General features: G+C 53.1%; 24 protein-coding genes. 5 read left to right on the forward strand and 19 right to left on the reverse strand.

Going from position 1 to position 26,482, the window contains the following annotated elements:
• The 4 genes from FBQ85_05910 to FBQ85_05925 form a co-directional block, all read right to left on the reverse strand.
• A partial coding sequence (locus FBQ85_05910; GenBank protein ID MDL1874696.1) for a M28 family peptidase occupies positions 1–1,280 on the reverse strand: 1,280 nt, incomplete at its 3' end.
• A 13-nt stretch (positions 1,281–1,293) separates the two neighbouring features.
• Complete coding sequence (locus FBQ85_05915; protein ID MDL1874697.1) at positions 1,294–1,776, reverse strand: hypothetical protein; 483 nt, start codon at positions 1,774–1,776, stop codon at positions 1,294–1,296.
• Between the two features lie 60 nt (positions 1,777–1,836).
• Positions 1,837–2,907: a histidinol-phosphate transaminase gene (hisC, locus tag FBQ85_05920; protein ID MDL1874698.1), complete on the reverse strand. Its 1,071-nt coding sequence runs from the start codon at positions 2,905–2,907 to the stop codon at positions 1,837–1,839.
• 449 nt (positions 2,908–3,356) lie between these two features.
• Positions 3,357–4,346, reverse strand: coding sequence for an electron transfer flavoprotein subunit alpha/FixB family protein (locus FBQ85_05925; GenBank protein ID MDL1874699.1), 990 nt, complete (start codon positions 4,344–4,346; stop codon positions 3,357–3,359).
• Here FBQ85_05925 and FBQ85_05930 point away from each other — a divergent pair.
• Together FBQ85_05930 and FBQ85_05935 are read left to right on the forward strand one after the other, a co-directional pair.
• The gene (locus FBQ85_05930; GenBank protein ID MDL1874700.1) at positions 4,340–4,771 is read left to right on the forward strand and encodes a hypothetical protein; all 432 of its coding nucleotides are present in this window, start codon (positions 4,340–4,342) and stop codon (positions 4,769–4,771) included. The two genes, FBQ85_05925 and FBQ85_05930, sit on opposite strands and share 7 nt — an antisense overlap.
• Positions 4,761–5,150 carry a hypothetical protein gene (locus tag FBQ85_05935; protein ID MDL1874701.1) on the forward strand — a complete coding sequence of 130 codons (390 nt, stop codon included), beginning with the start codon at positions 4,761–4,763 and terminating at the stop codon, positions 5,148–5,150. The genes FBQ85_05930 and FBQ85_05935 overlap by 11 nt, the downstream gene beginning before the upstream one ends.
• 6 nt (positions 5,151–5,156) lie before the next feature.
• Here the strand turns inward: FBQ85_05935 and FBQ85_05940 are convergent, their stop codons facing one another.
• From FBQ85_05940 to FBQ85_06010, 15 genes are all read right to left on the reverse strand, one after another.
• Complete coding sequence (locus tag FBQ85_05940) at positions 5,157–5,927, reverse strand: electron transfer flavoprotein subunit beta/FixA family protein (GenBank protein ID MDL1874702.1); 771 nt, start codon at positions 5,925–5,927, stop codon at positions 5,157–5,159.
• Positions 5,928–6,126: 199 nt separating this feature from the next.
• Positions 6,127–7,884, reverse strand: a complete 1,758-nt coding sequence (locus FBQ85_05945; protein MDL1874703.1) for an acyl-CoA dehydrogenase — start codon at positions 7,882–7,884, stop codon at positions 6,127–6,129.
• A 76-nt stretch (positions 7,885–7,960) separates the two neighbouring features.
• Positions 7,961–10,177: a hypothetical protein gene (locus tag FBQ85_05950; protein MDL1874704.1), complete on the reverse strand. Its 2,217-nt coding sequence runs from the start codon at positions 10,175–10,177 to the stop codon at positions 7,961–7,963.
• 97 nt (positions 10,178–10,274) lie between these two features.
• Positions 10,275–10,694 carry a hypothetical protein gene (locus tag FBQ85_05955; GenBank protein ID MDL1874705.1) on the reverse strand — a complete coding sequence of 140 codons (420 nt, stop codon included), beginning with the start codon at positions 10,692–10,694 and terminating at the stop codon, positions 10,275–10,277.
• On the reverse strand, positions 10,691–11,149 hold the full coding sequence (locus FBQ85_05960) for a hypothetical protein (GenBank protein MDL1874706.1): 459 nt from the start codon (positions 11,147–11,149) through the stop codon (positions 10,691–10,693). The genes FBQ85_05955 and FBQ85_05960 overlap by 4 nt, the downstream gene beginning before the upstream one ends.
• Positions 11,150–11,166: 17 nt before the next feature.
• Positions 11,167–11,430 carry a type II toxin-antitoxin system RelE/ParE family toxin gene (locus tag FBQ85_05965; GenBank protein MDL1874707.1) on the reverse strand — a complete coding sequence of 88 codons (264 nt, stop codon included), beginning with the start codon at positions 11,428–11,430 and terminating at the stop codon, positions 11,167–11,169.
• Positions 11,417–11,617: a hypothetical protein gene (locus FBQ85_05970; protein MDL1874708.1), complete on the reverse strand. Its 201-nt coding sequence runs from the start codon at positions 11,615–11,617 to the stop codon at positions 11,417–11,419. Before FBQ85_05970 ends, FBQ85_05965 begins: the two co-directional genes overlap by 14 nt.
• A gap of 118 nt (positions 11,618–11,735) precedes the next feature.
• Positions 11,736–11,999: a type II toxin-antitoxin system HicB family antitoxin gene (locus FBQ85_05975; GenBank protein ID MDL1874709.1), complete on the reverse strand. Its 264-nt coding sequence runs from the start codon at positions 11,997–11,999 to the stop codon at positions 11,736–11,738.
• A gap of 42 nt (positions 12,000–12,041) precedes the next feature.
• Positions 12,042–13,328 carry a thiolase family protein gene (locus tag FBQ85_05980; GenBank protein ID MDL1874710.1) on the reverse strand — a complete coding sequence of 429 codons (1,287 nt, stop codon included), beginning with the start codon at positions 13,326–13,328 and terminating at the stop codon, positions 12,042–12,044.
• A 210-nt stretch (positions 13,329–13,538) separates the two neighbouring features.
• Positions 13,539–14,204, reverse strand: coding sequence for a TetR/AcrR family transcriptional regulator (locus tag FBQ85_05985; protein ID MDL1874711.1), 666 nt, complete (start codon positions 14,202–14,204; stop codon positions 13,539–13,541).
• A 123-nt stretch (positions 14,205–14,327) separates the two neighbouring features.
• Complete coding sequence (locus FBQ85_05990) at positions 14,328–14,834, reverse strand: hypothetical protein (protein ID MDL1874712.1); 507 nt, start codon at positions 14,832–14,834, stop codon at positions 14,328–14,330.
• Positions 14,835–15,004: 170 nt separating this feature from the next.
• Complete coding sequence (locus FBQ85_05995; protein MDL1874713.1) at positions 15,005–15,901, reverse strand: methylated-DNA--[protein]-cysteine S-methyltransferase; 897 nt, start codon at positions 15,899–15,901, stop codon at positions 15,005–15,007.
• A gap of 355 nt (positions 15,902–16,256) precedes the next feature.
• On the reverse strand, positions 16,257–18,446 hold the full coding sequence (locus tag FBQ85_06000) for a TonB-dependent receptor (GenBank protein MDL1874714.1): 2,190 nt from the start codon (positions 18,444–18,446) through the stop codon (positions 16,257–16,259).
• Positions 18,447–18,732: 286 nt separating this feature from the next.
• The gene (locus tag FBQ85_06005; protein ID MDL1874715.1) at positions 18,733–19,587 is read right to left on the reverse strand and encodes a hypothetical protein; all 855 of its coding nucleotides are present in this window, start codon (positions 19,585–19,587) and stop codon (positions 18,733–18,735) included.
• 64 nt (positions 19,588–19,651) lie between these two features.
• Positions 19,652–20,824 (reverse strand): amidohydrolase, encoded by a 1,173-nt coding sequence (locus FBQ85_06010; protein ID MDL1874716.1) that lies wholly within the window; start codon positions 20,822–20,824, stop codon positions 19,652–19,654.
• Positions 20,825–21,012: 188 nt separating this feature from the next.
• Between FBQ85_06010 and carB the strand changes: the two genes are divergently transcribed.
• The 3 genes from carB to FBQ85_06025 all read left to right on the forward strand — a co-directional run bounded on the left by carB (position 21,013) and on the right by FBQ85_06025 (position 26,193).
• On the forward strand, positions 21,013–24,207 hold the full coding sequence (gene carB / locus FBQ85_06015; GenBank protein ID MDL1874717.1) for a carbamoyl-phosphate synthase (glutamine-hydrolyzing) large subunit: 3,195 nt from the start codon (positions 21,013–21,015) through the stop codon (positions 24,205–24,207).
• 77 nt (positions 24,208–24,284) lie between these two features.
• Complete coding sequence (locus FBQ85_06020; GenBank protein MDL1874718.1) at positions 24,285–25,220, forward strand: hypothetical protein; 936 nt, start codon at positions 24,285–24,287, stop codon at positions 25,218–25,220.
• 46 nt (positions 25,221–25,266) lie between these two features.
• Positions 25,267–26,193 carry a YihY/virulence factor BrkB family protein gene (locus FBQ85_06025; protein ID MDL1874719.1) on the forward strand — a complete coding sequence of 309 codons (927 nt, stop codon included), beginning with the start codon at positions 25,267–25,269 and terminating at the stop codon, positions 26,191–26,193.
• Positions 26,194–26,482 lie beyond the last annotated feature (289 nt).

Genomic DNA, 26,482 nt, shown 5'->3' on the forward strand with positions numbered 1-26,482 from the left:
GTTTGCGTCAGGATGGAGGGCTGATCCCACGCGGCTGTGTAAATCGTCGTAGCCGGAATGCGATGCGGCGATTGCAACACGCCCAGAAAAGCCGGCGGTAAGAAAGCGTAAGCGTCCGTGCCGCCCTGCGAGGGATTGGTGGTGTAAGCGCGCCACATTCCCGCCTCGCCGCAATATGCCGCGCCAATCGCATCAAGTGTGCGCAGCAGTGTTTCATTCCAGGGGACTTCGTTGCTTTCGAAATAAATCGCTTGATGCTTCGCGCCGGCGCCGGCTTGATCAAAATTGATTACGCCGGATATCCTTTCCAAATGTTCGGCGTGACGCGCAATGTACGCGTTGGTTGAGAAATATTCACTTCCCCATACGATGAATTCAATCGTATGTTTGGGCGCCGGCAGTTTGTTCTCAGTTATCAACGCTTGCAACACGCGCGCGGTTTCCAAAACCACGGCAACACCGGAAGCGTTATCATCGGCCCCGGGGCCGCCGGAATCGGAATCGCCGTGCGCGCAGTAAATGAACCGTTTGTCGCCGCTGCGGCCGGAGATTTTGGCAATGACGGTTTGTGGACGGCTCTTATAAATTTCGCTCGCCAGCTCGAAAGCGATGCGCGGCGTTATGCCTTTGCTCATGAAAGCGCGCAGCCTGTTGCCGTCATTCCGGCTGATGGCAAACACCGGAATCGGATTGAACAGGCGGCTGGGCAGTTCGCTGATCATTGCCCACTCGGTGAAGTCGCCGTCGCGGCCCGGACCGTCAGATAGAATCGCTACCGCCCCGGCGCTTGCCCATTCGTCATACTGCTGTGAACGAACAATGGCTTCGGTCAAGAGTGCTTTGCCTTTAACATTCTTTGTTGATGCGGCGGAGACGACTTCGGCTTGCTGACCGGCCGTTGACGGCGAAAAGCCATAAGGCCAGGGCCGGGAAAAATCATATTTTTCGGGAATGATGATTTGCAGGCGCCAAGCGTGTTCTTCATGTACCAGCTTTTCAGGATCGTCCACGATCGTGCTGGGCAATGACCATGATTGAAATTTTTGGTGCACGTAAAGCGCTGCGCGCCGGTTGGAATCCGTGCCGCCCATACGCGGACCGAACGCCGCCAATTCGCGCGCGTACCGCTTGGCGCTGTCGGCGGAAACGCGTTGGACGAATTCGCGCTCGGCGTTCCGGTCGGGAGGCGCTTGCGCGGAAACCATCCCCACGAAAATCAACAATGCGCAAACAATATATCTTGCGGAAGCTCTCACCGGCGCCAATGAATAATGTTTCACAGGAACAAGCGCGTTACTTTTTATCGATTTCCTCCGCGGTCACGATCACCGTCTCATAAAAAAATATCCCCATGCCCACGAGAAAAGCGATCCAAAAGGTGTACAAAAAAAGCGTCAGAATTTGAAACGCAACCGGCACATCAACCGTGCTGCCTTCGTCGTTGTTGTTGGTCGCTTGCTTTTCGGTCGCGCTATCTGCGGGTTTCGTGGTCGCCTTTGTTGCTTCCTTGGATTTCAGATAGTCGCCGACTTCGGATTGCGGCAGGGTGACAAATTTATAATTGTCTTTGATGGCGCTGAAGATCAGCATCGGCACGCGCATACCCAGCACACTGATGATCGTAATGGTAAACGTACACAGGATGATGCGCCCCATTTTTTCCCGGCCCCCGGCGAAATAGCCAATGATGAATAATAGCACGCCCACCGTCACGGCAATCCACATGATGGTGGTGTTCATGTTATAAACTAATGGTAGGAGATCTTTATCGAACATTTTTGCTCCATTGCGGTCGCGCCGGGCATTAACTTAACAAATAAATTGTGTAAAGTCAATCTACAAAACCTCTTGCAGCGCTTCGGCCAGTTTGTCATTCTCGGCGGGAGTACCGATGCTGATGCGCAGGCACTTTTCCAACATGGGATGAGCACTAACGTTGCGCACTAAAATGCCGCGGCTGAGCAGATGCGCAAAAACCTCCTGAACGGGTTCTTGAAATTCAGTAAGAAAAAAATTGGCCTGGGTGGGATAAATACGCAACCTCGTCATTTGCTCCAAAAGCGCAAGCAAACGATCTCGCTCGCGGATCACCTCCTGCACGCGTTGCAGCAATTCCCCGCGGTGCGCCAGCGCCACCAACGCCGCGGCTTCGGCGAAGACATTGATGTTGTAAGGCAGTGCCGCTTTGCGAATTTCGCGCACGAGATCCGGATGCGCCATGAGATAGCCCACGCGGCAGCCCGCCATGGCCAGAGCCTTTGAAAACGTGCGCAGCAGAATGAGATTTTCATACGTGCGCAGCAGCGGGCGAAAATCCTGCTGCGCAAATTCAGCGTACGCTTCATCAATCACGACAAGCCCGGGGAATTCCGCAAAAATTTCTTCAATTTGCTTTTGGGAATATGCCGCGCCGGTTGGATTGTTGGGCGAACACAGAACAATCATTTTGGCGCGCAGGCGATTGGCTTCTTCGAGCACGCGCTCAACCGGCAAGGAAAAGTCTTGGCGATTCAGTTTAACCTCAATAGGCAGGCCGGAAAGAATCTGCACCGAGAGTTTGTAAAGAGAAAACGTGGGTTGCGGGATGACGACGCCGGCGCCGCGGCTGATCGTCACCATCAGCAATGCCTGAATGAGGGAATTCGAGCCGTTGCCGACTAAAATCTGCTCCGGCGGCATGTTGTTGAGCTTCGCCAGCGCTTGCGTCAATTCTTCGTGATGAAAATCCGGATAGCGCGCCCAATCGCGCGACTTGACGCGCTGCCAAAATTCTTCCTGCAGCGCCGCGGGAAAACCGAAGGGGTTTTCGTTCTGATCAAGCTTGATAGCTGCCGATCGTTTTTGCAGCGTGTAAGCCTCCGCGGATTGGACTTCGGGTTTGATGAAATAATTCAGATCAGGAGTCATTGCGCTAGTTTGGTAAATGAGGGGAGAGACATTGCGGCAATGCGGTGGCAGGCAAAACGCCGCATCGACGGCATGTTGAAGACAAGTGTGCTAAACGAAGAGTCACGCATTCCAGGGGCATCACGTTCAAGCGAGGGCTTGTGTTTTTGAACTTACCTTGACTGCCTCATCTTCAAAAAACAATCGCAGAGCGCAACGCAAAAATCGTTTGAATTTTCGCGCGCTCTGCGAGGCAGCGGTGAATCCGACAAAATCGAGCTACAACACTCGCAACTCGGATAAAGCGCAACTCAAAGGAAACCGCCAACGGATAGAATCAACCCCGCAGAGGAAAAAGCTCATTATCAGTTGGGTTGTTTCCATCCGCTGGATTTTTGTTCTTAAGGCAACGATTTAAAGGAACTAAATTCCCCCCGGAAATCTGTGCGGCACAGAAATTCCGCCACGGCTTATGCGCCCTTCGCTTCTTTAATCGCCTTCGTGAGTTCCGGCACGATTTCGAACAGATCACCGACGATGCCATAATCGGCAATATCGAAAATCGGAGCGCGCTCGTCTTTGTTGATGGCCACGATCGTGCGCGCGCCCTTCATGCCCACGAGATGCTGAATCGCGCCCGAGATGCCGACGGCAAGATAGAGTTTGGGCGCAACGGTTTGCCCGGAAGAGCCGATCTGGCGATCCAGCGGCAGCCAACCGTCATCGCATACCGGACGTGAGGCCGCAAGCTCGCCGCCGATGGCGCCGGCCAATTCTTCGACCAGCGGCATGTTGGCTTTCTCTTTGATGCCACGGCCGACGGAAACGATAATATCGGCTTTGGTCAAATCGACCTTGCCTTTCACGCCTTCGAAAATCTCCAAAACAGTTGTGCGAATGCTGACGCCGGAAAGATCGAGGCCGGCATCGCTCACCGCGGCATTGCCGCCCTTTTTCAACTTATCGCTGCTTACCGCGCCGGATTGCAGGCTGGCAAAATAAGGCGGCTCACCGTTGAACGAGAAATCCGCATTGATCTTGCCCTGGAACGCCTGACGCACAAACGTGATGGCGCCATTTTCGATGCGATAGCCCACGCTGTCGGCAATCAACCCGCGGCCGCAGCTCGCGGCCAGTTTGGGAAAATAATCACGCGCTTGATACGAATGTCCCGCCAGCACATATTGCGGCTTCGATTTTTCGATCATTTGCTTGGCCGCAGCGCTGAAACCGTCCGGGGTATAATGCGACAATTCGGCGTTTTCCGCAAACCAAATTTGTTTGAGTGCGGCAGCCGCTGCCTCCTTGGCGGCAGCGCTTGCTCCCTTTCCCAAAAGCAAAGCGCACACTTCGTGCCCAAGCCCCGCGCCGATTTCCTGCGCCGCGGCCAGCGCTTCCCAGCCGATGCGGGTGATTTTGCCGTCGTTTTGTTCGACGATAACCAAAATTCCAGATGCCATTTTATTCTCCGATTATCTTTATTCAAACCCAAAAGATTCTCATTGTTTTTCACCGGCTCCCCGAGTACCTTTACCAGAACGTTTCTCGACTTCAGTCGAACAAGCCGGAATCAAAAAAGATAAGGACACTTAAAATGTCAAATTTAATTCTCCAGTCGAACCGCGCATTGCCACTCCGACCGTTGGTAGAGGCTGCGCTACAAAATGAGTTGCGATTGCTGCAAGCCGGCCTGAAGCGTACACAACAGAGATTGTTGGAATTCGAAACTCGTTACGGCATGCCGACGCATGAATTTCTGCGCCGTTACGAAAACAATCTGCTTGAAGAAAACCTTGAGCTGGCGGAGTGGATTGGTGAACACCGACTGTTCGAGCGTCTCAATGAAAAAGTCGTAACCCTGCAAGAGGTGAAGCTTGCGGATTGAAACCTCTTTCCAGCAATTACAACAAACCATTGAAGCTTGTGTCGCGGTGCAATCGTTCAAACTCACATATGATAAACGCAGCACCCACACCGGCTTTGTTCGAGGCGAGATTTATTTCTTCGACGGTTCGATATTGCATCTGCGCGAGTTCGCCGATGTGGAATTCACTCTAGATCGCTTGATGTATACATACCACTATATTGACCACAAGAACAAGTTTGTATTTCGATATGACAATACCGGCCATCACAAAGATTTAAAAGATACTTTTCCTCACCACAAACATGATGGCGGCACGGGCCAAACAATTGCATCTACGGCGCCGAACCTTAATGCGGTTCTGCAGGAAATCGAAACGCGGTTAATCTTACCCTCCTAGATATTTTCAAATCACCTTCGCTTCATTCTTCAATTTTTCGGCCAGCTCTTTTGCCACGGCTTTCGCGTCGCCGCTGAGCATTTGCGTTTTCTTCGTTTTCACGGGCACGTAGAGTTTTTGAAAATTGATTTGACCCTGCGCAAGATCGACGCCCAGGCTGGCGGCACTCACGTCTTGTTGCGGCTTTTTCTTCGCCGCCATGATGCCTTTGATGGTGGCATAGCGAATCGCCGCCAGGCCGGATTGAATGGTGAGCACCGCCGGCTTGGGCAACTCGATATATTGAAACCAGCCGCTTTCCAGCTCGCGTTTGATTTTCAGTTTGCCGTCCTGCACTTGAATTTCCATCACCAGTGTCGCGTGCGGCAAGCCCAGCAGTTCCGCCAGCACCACGCCGGTTTGGCCAAAGCCGGCGTCATCCGATTGCAAACCGGTGAGAATCAAATCCGGATTCTCCGGTTTGATCGCGGCGGCCAGCAGCTTCGCCGCGATAAACGGATCCATGATCGGCTTCTCATGCGTCACGTGAATCGCGCGATCCGCGCCCTTGGCCAGCGCCTGCTGAATCGCCTGTTTCGCGCGGGCCGGGCCAATGCTGACGACGATCACTTCCCCGCCGTGCGCCTCTTTCAAGCGTAAAGCTGCTTCCAGGCCGTAGTGATCGCTTTCATTGATTTCAAAATTGAGATTGGATTCCTCCACCCAAAGCTGGTCGCCCGCGATTTTGAGTTGCGCATCTTTGAGTGGCACTTGCTTCATGCACAAAATGATTTTCACGATATTCTCCGTCAGGTGATTCTTGAAATTGGGCTTACACCTTGAACTCAACACGTTGTCGAACATGTGATCATAAAAACCAGATCTTAATTTTTTGTAGTCCCACCCCCTTGTGGGGTGCTGCTGCGGCCAATAAATTCGCGGGTTGGGACAATGCCCCACAAGGGGGGCAGGGCTACGAAATCATGGTAACAGTGTACTAGACATTCGTGCTCCAGCGATAGCCATTCAAATCATAAATCATTTCGGCAATTTTTTTGCGTTCGCCATCGAGGTTTTTATCCATCTGCCGCAAGTTGCGCCGCGCGCGCCGCCAGGCGTCTTCGACAAACGTGTTGGCCAGCAACAAATCCTGCTCGACCCCGGCATGATTTTTTTTCAATAAGGTGTCAACGCGCGCGATGACGGCAACCATGGCGTACGTGTCAATCACAACATCAGCCAAACGGCGTTGGTCGAATTGCTTTAAGATGATGCCCTTGCCGTGCTTGATCAATGCCTGCTCGGTGGCTTGGTGCAAGCCCTTGGCCGATTCGTTGAAACGCTCGACGGCATCATGCAACTTCGGATGCACACCCGTGAGATGATCATGCGCGACCGTGTCTTTCACCTTGCTCGCGGCGTAGCCGGTCAACAGGCCGAAGCCCTTGATCGGATCGCGCAGCGCGTTGCCGATTTTTTTGAGATATTCGCCCGGACCTTCCATGCCGGCCAGCGCGATGAAGGCGCGTAAAATCTCGTTTGTGCCTTCGAAGATAAGATTGATGCGCGCGTCGCGCATTGCCTGTTCGTACGGATATTCACGAGAATAGCCGATGCCGCCCGCAATTTGCATCGCTTCATTCACAACGCGCCAGAGCGCATCGCTCACAAAAACCTTACAGGCCGCGGATTCCAGCGAATAATCGATACCTTTACGATCGGCCAGGGCCGTGGTGAGATAGACCATGCTGTCTGCGGCATAAGTGTCTGCGGCCATGCGCGCGATTTTCTCTTGAATCATCTCGAACTGGCCGATGGCTTTGCCGAATTGTTTGCGATTCTTCGCATGCTCCGTCGCTTTCGTCAGCAGCGCCTTGCAGCCGCCGACGCAACCGCTGGCCAGGCCCAGACGGCCAGTGTTCAAAATCTCCATGGCGATTTTGAAACCTTTGCCCATCTGGCCGAGCATGTTTTCCACCGGCACGGCAATGTTGTCAAAATTCAACGCCGTTGTATTCGAGCCGTGAATGCCGAGTTTTTCTTCCGGCTTACCGGAGGAAAAACCTTTGAAGCTGCGCTCAACGATGAATGCTGAAATCTTGTCCTGTTGCGCGCCGCCCGCTGCCATGGGCGTTTTGGCAAACACCGTAAACACGTCTGCAATACCGCCGTTGGTGATCCAAATCTTTCCGCCGTTGAGGGAAAAATGCGTGCGCTCGCGATTGAGCACGGCTTTTGATTGAATGCCGGCGGCGTCGCTGCCGGCGCCAGCCTCGGTGAGGGCAAACGCCGTCATGTATTCACCGCTGGCGATTTTGGGCAGATATTTCTCCTTTTGCGCGTCATTGCCGAACATGGTGATGCCCTTGCTGCCGATCGACAAATGCGCGCCCAGCGATACCCCCAGGGAGGCATCGACCGTACAAATTTCTTCGAACACCCGGCTGTAAGCGGTTTGCGAGAGTCCTGCGCCGCCGTATTTTTCCGGAATCGCCAAGCCGAAAAATCCCAATTCTTTCAAACCGGCAAAGATTTCTTGGGCAATGAAACCCTGGCGATCAATCGCCGCGGAGTCGATGTGATCGCGCGCAAACTCGCGAAACGAATCGATGATGATGCGCAAATCATCCTGCTCGTGCGGCGGCATAAAAGGATAGGGAAAGACGATTTCCTGCCGGACTTCGCCCGCAAAAAGGGATTTCAGAAAACTTTGGGTCTTGTCATCGGATGCCATAGTGACCTCGCCATGAAACATTTGGGCATGGGCGTGTGCTCATGTCCGTTATCGTGTGCAAACAAAAGCGGTCAAAAGTGGCCGGCTTGCTTACTGGTCAATTATAAAAGCTTTTTTCTTGCTGTGCCATTTCCACCAGCATCGCCGCGGGTTTGAAATGATCTCCCAGTTTGCCGGCATAGTATTCCAATCGTTCAACAACGCGATTGCTGCCCAGACTGTCGGCGTAGCGCAACAAACCGCCGCGAAACGGCGGGAATCCCGTGCCGAAGATCATGCCCGCGTCGACCTCATGCGGGCGGCGAATGATGCCTTCGCTCAGGCACATGGCCGCTTCATTGATCATCATGAGCACACAGCGTTCCTCCGGCTCATGCTTGGTGAAATGCTGGCCTTTGGCAGGCGCGAGATTGAGCAGGGCATAAACATTCTGATCAATTTGCTTTTCTTTGCCGCGATAGAGATAAAACCCTTTGCCGTTTTTCTTGCCGAGGCGGCCGTCGGTGACCAGTTTATCCAGCGCGCCCGAGACGCCCATGCGCTCGCCGAACGCTTCAATCATGATCTTGCCGACCTTCGCGGCAACGTCGATACCCACTTCGTCGATGAGATTGAACGGGCCCATCGGCATGCCAAAGTCCACCAGCGCTTTGTCGATTTCTTCGATTGTGCCGCCCGCTTGCAGCATGCGGCTGGCTTCCGCCATGTAAACCGCAAGAATGCGATTCACTAAAAAGCCCGGAGAATCCTTGACGACGATCGGCGTTTTGCCGAGCTTTTTCGCAAACGCCACCAGGCTCGCCACGGTTTCATCGCTCGTTTGCTCGCCGCGAATCACCTCGATCAACGGCATGAGATGCACGGGATTGAAGAAGTGCAAGCCTGCAACTTTATCCGGGCGCTTGGTCGCCCTGGCCATTTCGGTAATTGGCAGGGAAGACGTGTTGCTCGCCAACACGGCGTGCGCGGGCACGAGGCTGTCAAGCTCGGCGAAGACTTTTTTCTTGAGGTCAAGATTCTCGACGATGGCTTCGATGACGAGATCGACGCGATGAAAACCGGAATAATCCACTGCGCCTGAAATCAACGCCATTTTGTTCTGCATTTCCTTCGGCGTCAACCTGCGCTTCCTCACGGCTTCATTAAATACTTTCGCCGCGGCCTCAGTACCTTTGGCAACTGCGGCGAAATTGACATCCTTCATGCGCGCCGGCAAGTTGTTGTGCGCCAGCAATTGCGCGATGCCGCCGCCCATCACGCCCGCGCCCAGCACGCCGAGGCGTTTGAACTCTTGCGGCTCACTTTTGACATGCGCAACGCCTTTGTCGCGTTTCATTTCTTCCGCGAGATAAAATACTTTTATCAAGTTTTTTGAAACGCCGGTGACGATGGCTTTACCGAGCAATTCCGCTTCAATTGCCAGGCCCGCGCGCAAATCGAGCGGATAACCCTTTTCCACCGCTTCCAGCGCGAGCAGCGGTGCAGGATAATGGCCCTTTGCTTCCGCTTTCACGCGCTTACGCGCCTGTTCGAACAAGACGCGGCGGCCCAGAAAATTTTTCTCGAGCAAAAAGCCTTGCGCATTCAACTTTTGACGGCGCGCCTTGATGCGCTGCCGCAAAGCCTCGCTGCGCAACTCGATGGCAAAAGCATGCGCCACGCTGCGTATCATCTCCGGACCGAACTCTTCCGGAATAACGCGATCGATAAGGCCGGCGCGATGGGCGCGTTTGGCGTCGACGGTTCTCCCGGTGAGAATGAAATCCAGGCTGCGCTGAATGCCGATGAGCCGCGGCAAGCGTTGCGTGCCGCCGAATCCGGGAATGATGCCGAGGCGGACTTCCGGCAAACCGAGGCGCGTTTTGTCCGAAGCGCGGGCAATGCGAAAGTCACAAGCGAGCACCAATTCCAGGCCGCCGCCGACGCAGGCGCCATCGATTACCGCAATCGTAGTCATGGGCAGCGCCGCGATCTTGTCGAACACCGCCTGGCCCAGCGCCGCTTTCACGGCGCCTTCTTCAGGACTGGCGATGCCTTCGATCTCTGCGATTTGCGCACCGGCGATAAAGTTGCCTTCTTTGCCGCTGATGATCACCAAACTCTTAAGCTCGCGTTGCTTGGCAATTTCATCGAGCCAGCGATCAAGCTCTTCCATCACGCCTGATGAAAGGATATTTACTTTTTCTCCGGGGACGTCGATCGTCAAAAAGCCGGTATCGCCTTCTGTTTCGAAGCGAAACGCAGAGGCAAAGTTGGGTTCGAACATTTTAGCTTCCGGTGATTTTGGCTCAATACCGATGGTTTCATAAGACATGTTGAACTCCTGTGAATCTCAATTCTTTTCCATCGCAATCAGCTTCGCTCTTTCACGAACGATATAGAGGGTGTTTAAATCAATTTGACGTTATGTTCTATTTTGATTCGTTCAAAATTTCTTTTAAAAACTCATTAACGCCGGCAACCTGATATTGAACAACTGACATCAAATCCTTAAGCAGGTTCACACTTGGGTATTCCCACAATGGTCGGCCAGCAGAGCTGAGAAATTGCATAATTATTTCGGCGTCCCAGAATTCCTCTATGTTCGAAGCTGAGCCTGCAAGCGCATCGGCTAGCGATAATTTTTTAATTCGAAGGTTCTTAAACATTCGTTTGTAAAGGGCGAGGTTCTTTTTGTTGAAAGTGGCTTCGAATCCGATCTCAATGAGATCGTCGGGACGTTTCTTTAAATGATCAAATGAAGATAAAGGCGCCCATTTGAGTTTTCCCTCTTGCGTCAACTGAATCATCTTGGCTATAGCTTCATCCCATTTGTTTCTTTGATCACTCATGATTGTATTTCCCAGGTTTTGTCTTCGAAAGTATTGAGTATTTCAGTATTGACGCTAACCATTTCAAGGTATATTTTTCGTAATTCACTTTCACCTGTATCTGTTTCATAAGTATTAATCTTCGAATCCAATTGTTGAATCGCGTCTCTTAGAGACCCATCTGTATTTTTTATGAGATACTTGGTAGTAACTTTTGCGCGAGCCAGTTCTTCTTGAATTTCAGGAAGAAAAACATCAAAATTATTCAAGCATTCAATAATTTTTGATGAGTGCTTTTTTAGATCTTCAGCAAGTTTTGGAACTCTTCCTTTAAAAACGTAATTTCTTCGAATCTTACGTAGAGTTAGAAATACAGAAACGGTAAGAAGAAAACTGATTAGTGACAGGAAATTAACAACAGCGGTAAAAGCGTTGTTAGTTAAAAAAATGACTGTTTGTGATATAAACTCTGCCATAGTTAAGCCGCGCTTACCTATCCACCGTAGACATCTTTGCGGTGTCCGACTTTGATAATTTCGATAATAAGCGTTTCCGTGGTCACACTATAGATGATACGGTAATCACCAGCCCGAATGCGATACGTGTGTTCGGCACCAATCAGCTTTTTAACTCCCGGAGGATAAGGCGTCATGGCCAATTGCTCGACCGCTTTCAGAATTCGCCCGATCGTATCCTTGGGAAGTTTTTTCAACTCTTTTGCAGCAGAGTTTTTCCACGCGATACTATATAAGCCCATCTCGCTTTAACTCGGCTAATAATTCTTCATGTGACAGGGTTGGCTCTTCACGCCTTTCTGCAACCGCGGCAAGATCTTCCAAGTCCTGCATCAGCTCGTGGAACTTGTCAATCGGCAAAATGACTCCCGTCTTTGCGCCGATCGTATCGGTTATGAATTGCAACTCAAGTTGCTCAACATTTACCATAGCGTAACTCCAACAGGTTTTATGAATTTAAAATCATTAACTTCTCTCCACCATCATCGCTCCGCCCACGCATAGCGTCGCCAGACCGGTAATTTTGCGCAAACGTTTGATGAAATCATTACGCTTGCACGGTATCCATCGACTCATAAACCGGCTCCCCGTTTAGATCGATGCCGTCGATAACCGGCAGTTGGTGTCCCAATTTGAGACCGACTAAAAGCCAGTCCTCCAAGGTTGAGCGAAGCTCATTTTCGCACGCATGCAATGTTTGGGCAAACGCGATGACCCCCTTGCACGCAGAAATACGGCCCGCAAATTTTCCATCTTCCAATTTATCGTATTCTGCCTGCGCCATCGCGTGGTCAATGTACCCGCTCAAAATGAATGGCTTTGCCATAGAATCCGCGTAAACATTGTTTCTGAGTCAACCTCTCTCCACCACCATCGCCCCGCCCTGGCCGCCGCCCACGCACAGCGTCGCCAGGCCGAGATTGAGATTGCGGCGTTCCATCTCCTTCAACAGAGTCAAGACGAGCCGCGTTCCCGAACTGCCCACCGGGTGGCCGAGCGCAATGGCCCCGCCGTTGACATTGAGAATGTCGCGATTGATCTCGCCAATCGGCTCTTCGCGGCCCAGCCACTTTTGCGAGAGATTGCGGTCGCGAAACACCATTTCATTGGCGATCACCTGCGCGGCAAACGCTTCATTGAGTTCGATGAGTTGAATGTCCTTGAACGAAACGCCGGCCAGCTTCAGCGCTTTGGGCGTTGCTACCGAGGGGCCCAGGCCCATGCGCGCGGGATCAAGCCCGGCAAAGGCATAGCCGCGCACCTTGCCCATGATTTTCAGGCCGAGCGCTTTGGCTCTTTCCGCAGACATCACCAGCACCGCTGCGGCGCCGTCGGTGATTTGGCTGGCATTGCCGGCGGTGACGCTGCCGTAATCGCGATCGAACACCGTCTTGAGTTTTGCCAAAGCTTCCATCGTTTGATTTTTGCGAATACCGTTGTCTTCATCGACCACGGTGTTGTATTTCGGCGGCGGCATGACGGGAATGATCTCCTCACGCAATTTGCCGGAATCCGTCGCCCAGGTGGCGCGTTGGTGGCTCAGCAACGCGAAGCGATCCTGTTCTTCGCGCGTGATGTGAAATTCCTTTGCCAGCACTTCCGCGGTTTCGCCCATGTTGAGGTCGCACACCGGGTCGGTCAAGCCCACCTGCAAGCCGATGATGGGTTTGAAATGTTTGGGACGCATATGAGAAAATGCGCTCAAGCGCTGGCCCACGGATTTGGCTTTTGCGGCCTCCGCCAGCACTTCGGCATATTCCGGCGGATACAAAATCGGAATATTGCTCATGGACTCGACGCCGCCGGCGACCATGACGTCGGCCAGGCCTGCCGAGATTTTAAGATGCGCGTTGGCAATGGCTTCCATGCCCGAAGCGCAATTGCGCGCCACCGTTACCGCCGGCACGTGGCGCGGAATGCCGCTGTTGAGCGCGATCACACGCGCAATATTTGTCGCTTCCGGCGGCTGCGCGATATTGCCGATCACGACTTCATCGATGATTTCCGGATCGATGCCGCTGCGCTCGATGATTTCGTGTACCACGATGCGCCCCAATTCTTGCGCCGGCAAATCTTTGAAATCCGTGCCGGCTTTGGCGTAGGGCGTGCGAATGCCCTCTACAATGACGACGTCGCGCATGATGTATTCCTTCTGTGAAAAGTGAGTCTGAAAATTCTCGCCCGCGATAAAACAATCATCCAATTCTAAAAACCCATCGAGTGCATTGCTACTTTAATTTCTATGAATACCTCATTCTGTCATTCCGATGGACTCTTGTGAAGTATAGAGACAAGATTGAGATTTTACAAAATTCTTTCAGCGCGTCACACAATCGTGCATGCGATACGCTTATTCATTAGCGGCTTTCATCCGCGGGCCCGGCTTTAATGCAGAAGCATTGGCCAGCATGCCTTCGAGAAATAAAGCCCCGATCTGCTCCGCGGATTCCAGCAAATCATATTTCTTCGTTTTTGAAAGCACCCACAGCGTGCTCATTTCATCCAACGCGCCAAACAACGCGCGTTTGAAAATGCCCGGCAGAATATCTTTGCGAAACAAGCCGCTGGCCTGACCCTCGTCAACAATGTTGCCGATGAGATTGAGATAATCGCTGATGCGCGTGCCGCTGTATTGTTTGATGAATTGATGCGATTGCCGCAGCTCAAGTTGCATCACTGCCGCCAAATCGGGATTGGTGCGCACCAGTTCGAAATGCAAATGAACAAAGGCGCGAATTTTCTCCGCGGGATTTTGGCATGCTGCCAGCTTGCGGCTGAATTCCTCCAAAATACTGCCCATGCTTTCTTCAAACAGGGTGATGAGAATGTCGTCTTTGTTTTTGAAATAAAGATAAATTGTGCCGTCTGCGATGCCGGCTTGTTGCGCGATTTCGGAGATTTTGGTGTGATAAAAACCTTTGCGCGCGAAGGTCTTGGCTGCGGCTTTCAAGATGCGGCTGCGTTTGTCGTCGCCGCGCAAGGTGCGGCCGTTCGTGGCTTTTGCAAGTATTTTCATAAATTAGCGTGGTCTGGCGAGGGCACGTGCTGAATGAATAATCATTCATAAATTAACAATGACGCTTTTAAATGCAAGCTTTTTTTCGGCCCGCATTCAAATTTATCCCCGGGCACAAAATTGTCAGGGTGATGACTGGCTTGATTTGAGCTTGAGAGGGATGAACAGAATGATTGCAGCCAGCAGCAACGCAGCCAGATTGAGCAGCAACACGTGCGAGGGCCGCATTCGCCAAAAGGATTCCAAAAACATGCGGCTCACCCAGCCCGGCCAGCTCGCCACGCCTTCCGGCAAAATGCTTTCCGGCGCGCGATAAACCGCGCCCTGGGTCAGAATTTGAATGAAGGGATTTAGAAATGTGATGAGAAGATAAAAGAGAGAGTCTTCCACTAAACCGATAAACAAAACCAGCACCGCAAGCGCTTCGCGCCGTTTGCCGAATGTGAAAAAGGCCAGCACCAAGACGCTCGCAACCACAACGCCATAGCTGAGTTGATAAACATTATTGATGCGCTGCGCCGCGCCCTGCCAGCCTTCGGATTGCAGCAACGCTGCGATGGCGCCGCCGAAGAGGACATCGTAAATCACCAAGGGCAGGAAAATACTCAGGCAGGTGAGGATACGGCGCATGCGTCAGTTCCAGAGAGGAAGACAATTCTACATCTGTAAGATCCGTCCACCAAAATGCGAAATCCCACAAAATCAAACCAAAGTTCTTTCCGTGGGATTTCAATTTTGTGGGCCAGAATTTGCTGAATTTTGTTAGACTTTTCGAAAAGTCAATCAGTCAATTGAGTAAATCAATTGACCGGTAGAGCCGAGCCGCTTTTGTTATTGTCACTGTTGACCCGCGCCGCTTCCCACGCCAAAATCGCCTTCTTGCGAAGCGGGCCGCCGAGATAATTTCCGGTCTCGCCGACTTTGCGCACGACACGATGGCACGGAATGATAAACGACACCGGGTTCTTTGCCACGGCATTGCCCACGGCGCGTGAGGCCTTCGGCATGCCGAGATGCGCGGCAATATCTTCATACGAAACCATCCCGCCCATTGGAATGCGCAGCAACGCCTCCCACACTTTGATTTGGAAATTGGTGCCCTTGATGAACAAATGCAGCGGCGCCATTTTGTTTTTTCCGGCAGGCGCAAAAATGTGTTGAATGAAGGGCGCGGTGGCCGCAGGCGCTTCACGCAAAGCCGCTTTCGGCCAATTGGCTTTGAGATAGCCCAGCGCTTGCTTGCGATTTTCATTCTTAACAAAATAAAGGCCGCAAATGCCACGCTCCGTGCGCGCGAGCAGGCACTCGCCGAACGGCGTGTCATGAAAACCGTAAGCGATGTTCACGCCTTCGCCCTCGCTTTTGAACTCGCCGGGGGTCACCGCTTCACACGCCACGAATAAATCATGCAAGCGCCCCGGGCTGGACAACCCCGCTTCGTAGGTCACGTCGAGAAGATTACTCGACTGTTCCAGCAGTTTCTTGGCGTATTCTTTGGTCAAAAATTGCAGAAAACGCTTGGGACTGATGCCGACCCAGCGGCTGAAGAGCCGTTGAAAATGATGTTCGCTGAGATAGACGCTGCGGGCAATTTCGTCGAGACTCGGCTGGCGGCGGAAGTTTTTTTCAACGAAGAGAATCGCCTGCTCGATGCGGCGATAGTCGTCGGCAGATTGGGCATATTTCAAAGCGGGCATATCGCACTCCTTGTTTTGAATGGCCGAAGATAAAAAATCTGCCGCTCGCCAACCACCCGATTCTTGCGGAGTTGTGCGCGCTTGAGAACTCATCGCCTCTGCTCTACTGAATCGCATCAAATTTTGCCCGCGAAACACCCGAAAGAAAGCAAAAAAACGTTATTGCGTATTTCGTGTGGTTAGCGTGCAAGTAAGCTCATTTGCCCAGTACTCTGGCGCCTTAATTTTAGAAGCAACTTCTTCGAAATGTCATTTGACGAATCTTGTGAGGCCCTCGGTAATTTGCCTGCGATTTCACAAGATTCTTCCCAGAATGACATTTAAAGAGGGGTTGCCGTGACTTGACGTAGTCGAACTAAAATTCGCCGGAAAATGTCAGGGAAAAATTGCGAATCTCGCTCAAACTGCGCTCGACCACGGTGTAATTGTAGTTGATCGAGTTCTTGATTTGAAACAACAGCGCGAATTGCTGCCAGCGATATTGCGCGCGCAGATCCAATACTTTTTGCGGCACACGTTCATCGCCGCCAAAGAATGAAACGTGTTCAAAGCGCGAAGCGTAACGATAATCCGCTTCGAACGCCCACGGACCGAGACGCAGCGCGGGCGAGATAAAGGCGCTCCACTTGGGGCGGTAAGGCAGCGGATCGTCGATGGCCAATTGGTAGAGCGGATCGGTCGCGAGGCTGCGGGAATCCAAGTACGTCATGTGGCCGCGCAAATTGATGCGGTTGCGCCAGAGCGCGACATTAATCTCGGATTCCAGGCCGCGCACGCGCGCATGCGCCAAATTGCGGAATTGCAGTTCCAGGCTTTGCGTGCTGATCGACAGCAGTTCGATGAGATCATAATACTCATTGGCAAACGCCGTCACTTCAGCGGCAACATATTCGCCAAAGCGTTGGCGCACGCCAAAATCAATCAGCGTCGAGCGTTCCGGTTTCAAATCGGGATTGCTGAACAGCCGCACATTGTCGCCCGGCCGGCTTTCACTGAAGCGTTCGGCAATCGAAGGCGCCCGAAAGCCGCGGCCAATCGAAGCGTGTAAAATGGTGGCGGGAAAGGGATTGTAGCTGAAGCCGATTTTCGGGCTTAACTGCGTCTCCGCCGAATCTCCGACCAGCACGTAATGATCGTAGCGCACGCCCGCGCTCAATTGCAAAATACCGGAGAGTTTCCAGGTTTCCTGCACATAGGGCGAAGCCGAAGAAGCTTGATGATCGCCATAATATTTTGATTCAACCATGTCGCGGCGATAATCAACGCCGAACGTTAGGTTGTGATTGACGTGCGGCAGCCAGTTGGCTTGCAACTCGCCGCTCATGCCCAGCGCGGGTTTGAAATCTTTCGAAAGATTGAAGGGCAGGCCGATGAGTTGTGCGTTATATGAAAGCCGCGTTTTAAAGGCAAGCGTGGGATTGAGCAGCTTGTTGTAAATGGCGGAAGCGGCAAAGCCGTCCACCGTGATGCGATCGTGAAAATCGGTGATGAGCGCGTGATTTTGCTCTTTCCAGAAAAGCGAGAAGCCGCGCGCATCGCGGTTGTAGGTGACAAACAAGCGCAGATGCGATTCATCTTTAAATCGAATGACGGATTTGCTGCTGACATACCAGCGGCTGAAATCGCCGTTCTCGCGGTCGCTGGTCGAGGTATGGCGCGACACCGCAAGCCGGAATCCCAGCGGGCCGATGACATTGGTGTAACTCACATCGCTGCGGGTGAAATACAATGTACGATCCGTCCAAATCCATTCCGGCACCGAGGGATCGTCATAGAGTCCCGCGCTTTGGCGAAACGAGAATTGCGGCGAGGTCGCCGGCTCGCGCGTGATCACATTCACCACGCCGCTGATGCCGCCCGAGCCGTACAGCACCGAAGCCGCGCCTTTCAACACTTCGATGCGGTCGATCTCCGTGACCGGCAAAATATCCCAATTCGCGCGGCCCAGGTCGCTGGTGAGCACGGGCACATCGTCGATCAACATCAACACGCGGCTGCCGCCCAGGCCGAGCAAGCTGTAGCCTGTGCCGCCGCGCACGCTGACATTTTCGCCGACGAGCTGAACGCCGGACATGCTTTGCAACGCCTCGTCGATGCGAAAACGGTTGCGTTGCCGGATTTCCATATCCGCCAGCACGCTCACGCTGTTGGCGGCGGCATTCAGTTCCTCGGCCTGCCGCGAGCCGGTGACGATGACTTGATCGAAAAGAATCGCGGAAGTTCGTAGCGCGAGATGGATGACAATCGTCGAGTCGTCATTGACGCGAACCGTCACGCGCTGCGTGGCATAGCCGATGAGAGAAGCGCTCAGCGTGTATGAGCCTGCGGGCACTTTTGCAATGTGAAAACGGCCGTTGGCATCCGCGCTCGCGCCCAGCAGAGTTTTTGCAACAAACACATTCGCGCCGGGCAGGGCCTCGCCGGTTTCAGCATCGCGAATGTGGCCGGTGATGTCGCCGAAGGGCCGGGCGGTTTCTGCGAAGGCTGAAACAAAAATGAGAAGAAGGGCGAGCCGAAAACCAATCGTCTTGTTTAAGGATTGCATGATAGAAAATTTTATATGACTCAAGGGTTTGCTCCCGTGCTTAATTTATCAATAGTTGAATTCGAATGTTTTTTCTTCAGCCACGGATGAACACGGATTTTCACTGATTTTTTGCTATACGCATTTAGGATCGCCATTTAATTAACCTGCTCATTTTCTTTAAACCGCGAATCAATGCGAAGGGCCGCTAATGCTGTTTAATTCGCGATGCTTCGCGTGTATTCGCGGTGAAAGAGTGAGAAAATTATTTGACCGTTGATCCTTATCAAGAACATCTCTTTTGCGTCTAAAATCCTCCACCGATCTTTACACCATCAGGCAGGGTGCCAAAATCCGCAACAAAATTGATGTTTGAAATCGTGCCGTTGGGCGGCAAGGTAAACTGGCCGGGTTTGGTAGGATCGTTGCCGGCGGGATAAAATCCGATCGCGCGAATCTTGTCCCACGCCAGTCCCCGGCCTTTCCAAAACAGGCCAAGAAATTGATACTGGCCGTTGCGCACCGCCATGCGATAACGATAGCTCTCGACAAAGCGCGGCACGGCGAAATCAATGCCGCCGATAAAAACAAGAGAGTTTACGATGTCGTTTAAATTTGGCATGACATTGAACGCGCCGAGCAGCACAATTTCCGTGTCTTCCGGCCACTGGCCTTGAAAGGTGATCTCGCCTTCCACGTGCGCATCGAATTGCGCGAAACTCCAGAGCGCAACGATGTCGACATGATCGGCAACCGGTTGATCATTGGTTAAATTCACCGGCTGCAATCTTGCGGAGAGCGTCCTGGGATCGAAACCATAAAAACCCAGCAGGCTGGTGAAATTCCAATCTTCGCCGCGCGGTTTCCAGAGCACAGCGACTGCGGGATAATTATCCACCGGTAACGGCATTTCATAAGCAGCGCTGTCGCCGGCAAACGGAATCGCCTCGCTGAAAAACACGTCGCCAAAACCTTGCGGCGGAAAATTTGCGGCTGCCACGACCCGCACTTCATCGACATTCTGCGGGCGAGAATCCGTGCCCAGAAAATAAACCTTGCCGCTGATCTTGGATTCCAACACGCCCAAACCCTGATCGAAGTTGCACGACAGGAAGGCGGCGGCCATCACACTCAACAAAAACCAACTGCATGTTTTTATCATGGTCTTTCGTACCTGAACTATTTTGGAATATTTTTTGTGAGAATTGCAGAACCCAAAGCAGGCGCTAGGGCATCTCCTTCAAGCAATTAATGGCAACGTTTGCCATCATCTGCACGCCAAGCTCGAGCGCGTCATCGTTGAAATCAAACGTATCCGCGTGCAGCGACGGCCGGGGCCCGACGCCGAGACGAAAAAAAGCTCCGGAGTATTTTTGCAAATAGTACGCGAAGTCTTCCCCGCCCATGCTGGGCTCGGCCAGCTCCACCACGTTTTTCGCGCCCGCCAGTTCGGCTGCGGTTTTGGCGACAAGCTGCACCATGTGATCGGAATTGATCAACGAGGGATAGCCGGCTTCGATTTCAACTTCCGCGGAACCGCCAAAGGTTTGCGCGACGCCTTTAACCAATTCGACCAGGCGATGGTTCATGCGGCTGCGCGTTTCCGGTTGCAGCGTGCGCATCGTGCCTGTCATTTCAACGTGCGACGGAATAACATTGTCCGCCGAACCTCCGTGAATCGTGGCAATGCTGATGACCACGGGATCCGCGCCATGCCGCTCGCGCGTGACCAGGCTCTGCACCGCATTGATGATCTGCGCGGAAATCCATACCGGATCGATGGCCGTCATGGGATGTGCCGCGTGCCCGGATTTGCCATGCACGATGAACTTGAAATCGTCAATGGCCGCCATCATCGCGCCATAGCGCACGCCGATGGCGCCCACTGGCAGGTAAGGCCAGGCGTGCAATCCGAAAAATGCTTGAATGCCGAGATCGTCGAGCAAGCCGGAGGCGAGCAGTTTCCGCCCGCCGCCGCCGTCTTCTTCCGCCGGTTGAAACACGCACACGATCGTGCCGGCGATCTCTTCGCGCAGTTGTGCCAACACCTGCGCTGCGCCCAGAAGCGTCGCAGTGTGGCCGTCGTGGCCGCAGGCATGCATCACGCCGGCATTTTGCGAGCAATGCGGCACAACACTTTTTTCCACGATCGGCAGGGCATCAATGTCAGCCCGCAAACCCACCACCGGCCCGGGCTTGTGCCCGCGGATGATGCCGATGGTGGCGTAAAAATCTTTCGCCACGCGAAACTCAATGCCGAATTTCTCCAGCCACTGGCGAATGAATTGGCTGGTTTCGCGCTCGCGCCAGCTCAACTCGGGATGTTGATGCAAGTGCCGGCGCGCGCGGATGACTTCGGTAAGGTTTTTTTGTGTGAGGTGCGCAATTTTTGTTTTCATGAATCCATCGCTTTTTGCGCCGCAATATAATCTTTTGCGCAATGTTTTGCAAATTCAATACTGCGACTTGCTTTTATGCGCAACGAGTATTATTGTTGCACTTGTCTTGTTGAGACTTTTTTTGAATTCAACGCGCGCGTGATTTTCGATTAGATGTGATTTGTTCACCATTAAAACACAGCGACTAAATGTCACCGATTCCGCAAAAAGTTATTGTTTTGGGAAGCGCTGCTTTGAAAATCGGCGAAGCCGGTGAATTTGATTATTCCGGCAGCCAGGCCATCAAAGCGCTGAAGCAAGAAGGCATTCAGAGTATTTTGATCAATCCCAACATCGCCACCATTCAAACCTCCGAGCATCTCGCCGATAAAGTTTATTTTCTGCCGGTCAATCCCTACTTCGTCGAGCAAGTAATTGCCAAGGAAAAACCGGACAGCATTCTGCTGGGTTTTGGCGGGCAAACCGCACTCAATTGCGGCCTGGCGCTGGCGGCCAATAATGTTTTTGAAAACCATGGCGTGCGCGTGCTCGGCACCTCGATCGCCACCATCAATGACACGGAAGATCGCCATTTGTTTGCAGAACGGTTGCGCGAGATCGGTGTGAAAGTGCCGCGCAGCGTGGCGGTCACCTCGCGCGCGGAAGCCGTGCGGGTGGCGGAAGAAATCGGCTATCCCGTCATGATTCGCATCGCGTTCGCACTCGGCGGCTTAGGCTCCGGACTCTGCACGAACGAGCAGGAAGTGGTGGAATTGGCGGAGAAAGCGCTGAGCTACACTGATCAAATTCTCGTGGAAGAATACCTCAAAGGCTGGAAAGAGATCGAATATGAAGTGGTGCGCGACAGCTTCGATAATTGCATCACGGTTTGCAACATGGAAAATTTCGATCCCATGGGCATTCACACCGGCGAAAGCATCGTGGTCGCGCCCAGCCAGACGTTGAGCAACACAGAGTATCACAAATTGCGCGAAATCGCCATCCGCACGATTCGCCATCTTGGCATCGTAGGCGAGTGCAACATTCAATATGCACTCGATCCGCATTCGGAAGATTATCGCGTCATCGAAGTCAACGCCCGCTTGTCGCGCAGCTCCGCGCTCGCCTCCAAGGCCACCGGTTATCCGTTGGCGTTCGTGGCCGCGAAACTCGCGCTCGGGTATAGTCTTGTCGATCTCAAGAATTCCATCACGCAAACCACCATGGCCTGCTTCGAGCCGGCGCTGGATTACGTCGTGGTCAAGATTCCGCGCTGGGATTTGAAGAAATTCCGCAAGGTGTCGAAACGCATCGGCTCGGGCATGAAATCTGTCGGCGAAGTCATGGCCATCGGCCGGTGTTTTGAGGAAGCCTTGCAAAAGGCGCTGCGCATGCTCGACATCGGCGTGCATGGCTTGATCGGCAACGATCATCTTACGTTCGGGGATCTTGACGAGGAACTAAGCTATCCCACGGATGAGCGCGTTTTTGCCATTCCCCTGGCGCTGGCGCGCGGCTACACCGTCGAACGCATCCACGAATTGACGCACATTGACAAATGGTTTCTCTACAAGATCAAAAATGTTTTGGAGGTGGCCGACCATCTTAAAATTTATGCCGGCGGCATTTGCCCGCGCGGCGTGCTGGAGAAAGCCAAGAAAACCGGTTTCTCCGACGGCCAAATTGCCAATATTCTCGAAACCGGTGAAGCCGAGGTGCGGGGCATGCGCAAGAATTACGGTCTCTCCCCCTTCATTAAACAAATCGACACGCTGGCCGCGGAATACCCGGCGCAAACGAATTTTCTTTATCTCACCTACAACGGCAACGCCAGCGATGTGGCCGCCAGCGGCAAGCAGGCGGTGATCGTGCTCGGCTCGGGCGTGTATCGCATCGGCAGCTCGGTGGAATTCGATTGGTGTTGCGTCAATGCCGTCATGACGTTGAAGCAGCTCGGCTATCGCACGATCATGATCAACTATAATCCCGAAACCGTGAGCACGGATTATGACGAGTGTGATCGCCTCTATTTTGATGAACTGAGTTTCGAAACGATTTATGAAATTTATGAAAAAGAACAGGCGCTCGGCGTGATCATCGCGATGGGTGGGCAAACGCCCAACAATCTCGCGCTCAAATTTCAACAAGCCGGCCTCAACGTGCTCGGCACCTCGCCGCAGCAGATTGACATGGCGGAGGACCGGCATAAATTTTCCAAACTGCTCGACGAGTTGGGCATCGATCAACCGGAGTGGCGTGAGCTGAATTCGCTCGCCGAGGCCAAAGCGTTTGCGGCGAAGGCCCAATATCCCGTCGTGGTGCGGCCGTCATACGTGTTGAGCGGTTCGGCCATGGCCGTGGCTTCCAATGACGCCGAACTGGAAAAATTTCTCACCAAAGCCACCACGGTTTCGCGCGAGCATCCCATCGTGCTGAGCAAATACATCGAAAATGCCAAAGAGATTGAAATCGATGCGGTGGCGGCCAACGGCGAGCTGATCGTGTTCGCTATTTCCGAGCATATCGAGTATGCCGGCGTGCACTCGGGCGACGCCACGCTGGTGCTGCCGCCGCAATTCACGTATATTGAAACGGTTCGCCGCATTCGCACGATTGCCCGCAAAATCGCCGCAGCGTTGAGGATTACCGGCCCGTTCAACATCCAATTCGTCGCGCGCGCGAACGAAGTGAAAGTGATCGAGTGCAACCTGCGCGCCTCGCGCAGCTTTCCGTTCGTTTCGAAAGTGTACCGGTTGAATTTCATCGATCTTGCCACGCGCGCGATCATGGGCGAGCGCATCGATAAAGTCGACAAATCGTTTCTCGATATGGAATACGTCGGCGTGAAAGCGCCGCAATTTTCGTTCACGCGGCTGATCGGCGCCGATCCCACCCTCGGCGTGGAAATGAGCTCAACCGGCGAAGTCGGCTGTCTCGGCGACGATTTTGACGAAGCATTTTTGAAAGCGCTGCTCTCCGTCGGCAACCGCTTGCCGGTGAAGAATGTGCTGTTGTCAACCGGCCCGATCGAACAAAAAGCGGAATTCGTGCCGGCGGCGCGCGCGCTGTATGAGCACGGCATCAAGCTGTATGCCACCGCCGGCACAGCCGAATTCATGCGCCAGGCCGGCATCGAAACCGAGACGCTGCACTGGCCGCTGGAGAAAGCCAGCCCCAATGTGCTGGAATATCTTGCCGAACGCAAAATCGATTTGGTGATCAACATTCCCAAAAATTTTCAAGAAGAAGAATTGACCAACGACTATATCATTCGCCGCAAAGCGGTTGATTTTGCCATTCCCTTGATTACCGAAGTGCAGCTTGCCAAGCGTTTCGCGCATGCGGTGACGCACAAGCGCCTGGAAGATTTGCACATCAAGAGCTGGGAAGAATATGGCAAGTAAGGCAAGAAGCCAGCACAGAAAAGGCGTCAGGGTGAAATCCCTTATGACGATCACAGATTCGCGCCGGGTGAGTTGACGTGTTTGCAACACAAGCCAATCTTTTTTCGAATGCCATTGAGCATAAAGAGCGCGCGCTAACCCAGCTTGACGCATTTGAATTTGACCAGGCCTGGGACAGCCTCGAAGTGGCCAAGGAAATCGATCCCTATCTTGCGGACCTCGAGGTACTGGCTGCGACGTGCCAATTCGCGCGCTACGCCGGGGCGCACGCGAGAATGTCCGTCACAAAAGCCGCGGAACTATGGCATCTGACCAACGCGGCGTATCATGCGGGCACACTGCCGGCCGCAGCCGCCATGCAAATGCGCCAATTGCTGGCGCGGCGGCTGCTGACGGGACGTTTTACCGAAACGCTTTTTGCCGGCGCTGCGGAAAAAATTCTGCACCGCGGGGTATGCCATCTAGCTCTGGCGCATTGGCAGGAGGCGCACCGCGATCTGCTCGATCTCGCGACGGCGCATCCTGACTTGGCGCGCCCGGTGCATTGGGGTTATCTCGGCGATGCCGCGTATGCGCTCAAGCGCTGGAAAGACGCCAATCTCGCTTACATACGCCTGCTCTTCACAGAGGCGTACGAAGTGGATTTGCTGTCGTTGCAACACGTGAACTTGCGCCAGATTTTACGCCGCCTCTCGCTGGAAAACGATGATGCGGTCACGATGAAAGGCTTGTGGCCGTTTTATGCCTGGCGGGACAACGCCATAGAGATTCCCGCCGGCAATACGTTTCTGCTCGCCCTTGCCAAACGCAGCCGTTCCTTGCTCGGCGGCAAACTCATGCTCGAACGCAAAGACGCGCTGCAACAATTCATGCTTTGCCTTTACATTGATCAATCGCAACTGCAAAAAGAAATTGCTTTCGACGTGCGCGCCGAAATGCAGGGATTGGAGCCGGAATTGTTTGCAGAATATTTGGCCGAGGTGGAACGCCGGCGGCGCGCCGTCCAGCGGTGAGTATTCTCTTCAAAGACGAAAAAAACCTGGCATAGGAAACCGGGCCATGTCTGTTTTGAGGAAACCCAAGTACACTTGGAATATTTTGCGCGAAGCCGCCCGCCGGTTTGACCGGGACTACGGCCCCTTTCTCGCCTCCGGGCTGGCGTTCGATTTGATGCTGTGCATCCTGCCGTTTCTGCTGATCTTGATCTCGATTTCCGGCTATCTGCTGGAATCCTCCGAGCAGACGCATCGGGATATTCTCGCGTTTCTCGAGCGCGCGCTACCCATCACGCTCACCGAGCTGCAAAGCAGCCTGCAGCAATTCATCAAAGACCGTAAGATCATCGGTGCGGTCGGCCTGATCTCGCTGCTGCTCGCAGCCTCGCGCGTGTTTGGCGGCATTCGCGCGGTGCTGGAAATCACCTTTCGCCGCAAGCTGAAATTCAATCTCATTACCGGCAAATTGTTCGACATCGGCATGGTGGTGCTGGCCGGCTTGCTGTTGTTTCTCTCACTCGGCATCTCATATGTCATCACGGATTTGCAAAATTGGTTGGCCGAATGGCTCGCCGCGCACAGTTATGATTTTCGAAAACTCAACAGCTTTATTGCAATGGCCCTGGCCTTCACGGCCTCCTCGGCAATGTTTTTTCTCATGTATCGCTTGCCGCTCGAGCAACAAATTCCGACGCGCATCATCCTGACGCTGGCCGTGCTGGTCGCGTTGTTTTGGGAAATCGCCAAATGGCTGTTCGGGTTTTATCTTGCCAATCTCGGCAAGTTCGATGTGATTTACGGGTCGTTCGGCGTGCTGGTGGTGTTGGTGTTGTGGATTTATTACACCGCCATCATTTTTGTGGCAGGCGCTGAAATTGGCAGCGCCTGGCAGGACTTGCGCGGCGCGCCGGCTGCGAACGGCAAAGAAGCCGTCATCGCGCGGCCTCCCACGCTGCGCGAAGAGCCTGGCGAGGTCAACAAGAAAGCATGATCGCGGCCACTTTTGTTAATCAAAAGACTACGATGGATTTCAGGCAGACCGAAGACTCATTCTCACAACATAGGAGCAAAAAAGTGCAACCGCGAATGAGCGCGAATTAACGCGAATAAAAAAGCATTGGCGTTGATTCGCGGTTTTAAGTGTTAGCCAAAAGAAGCAAAGAAATCGTTTTTAGTAATAGAACTGTAGTTTGGCAAAAATCAGTTCTTAGACATAGCCAGGTATTGGCTTTGGAAGCTTCCAGGCATTATATTTGTTGTCAACAGATCAATCTCGGAGA

It is taken from the genome of Cytophagia bacterium CHB2, from assembly GCA_030263535.1.
GTDB lineage: Bacteria > Zhuqueibacterota > Zhuqueibacteria > Zhuqueibacterales > Zhuqueibacteraceae > Coneutiohabitans.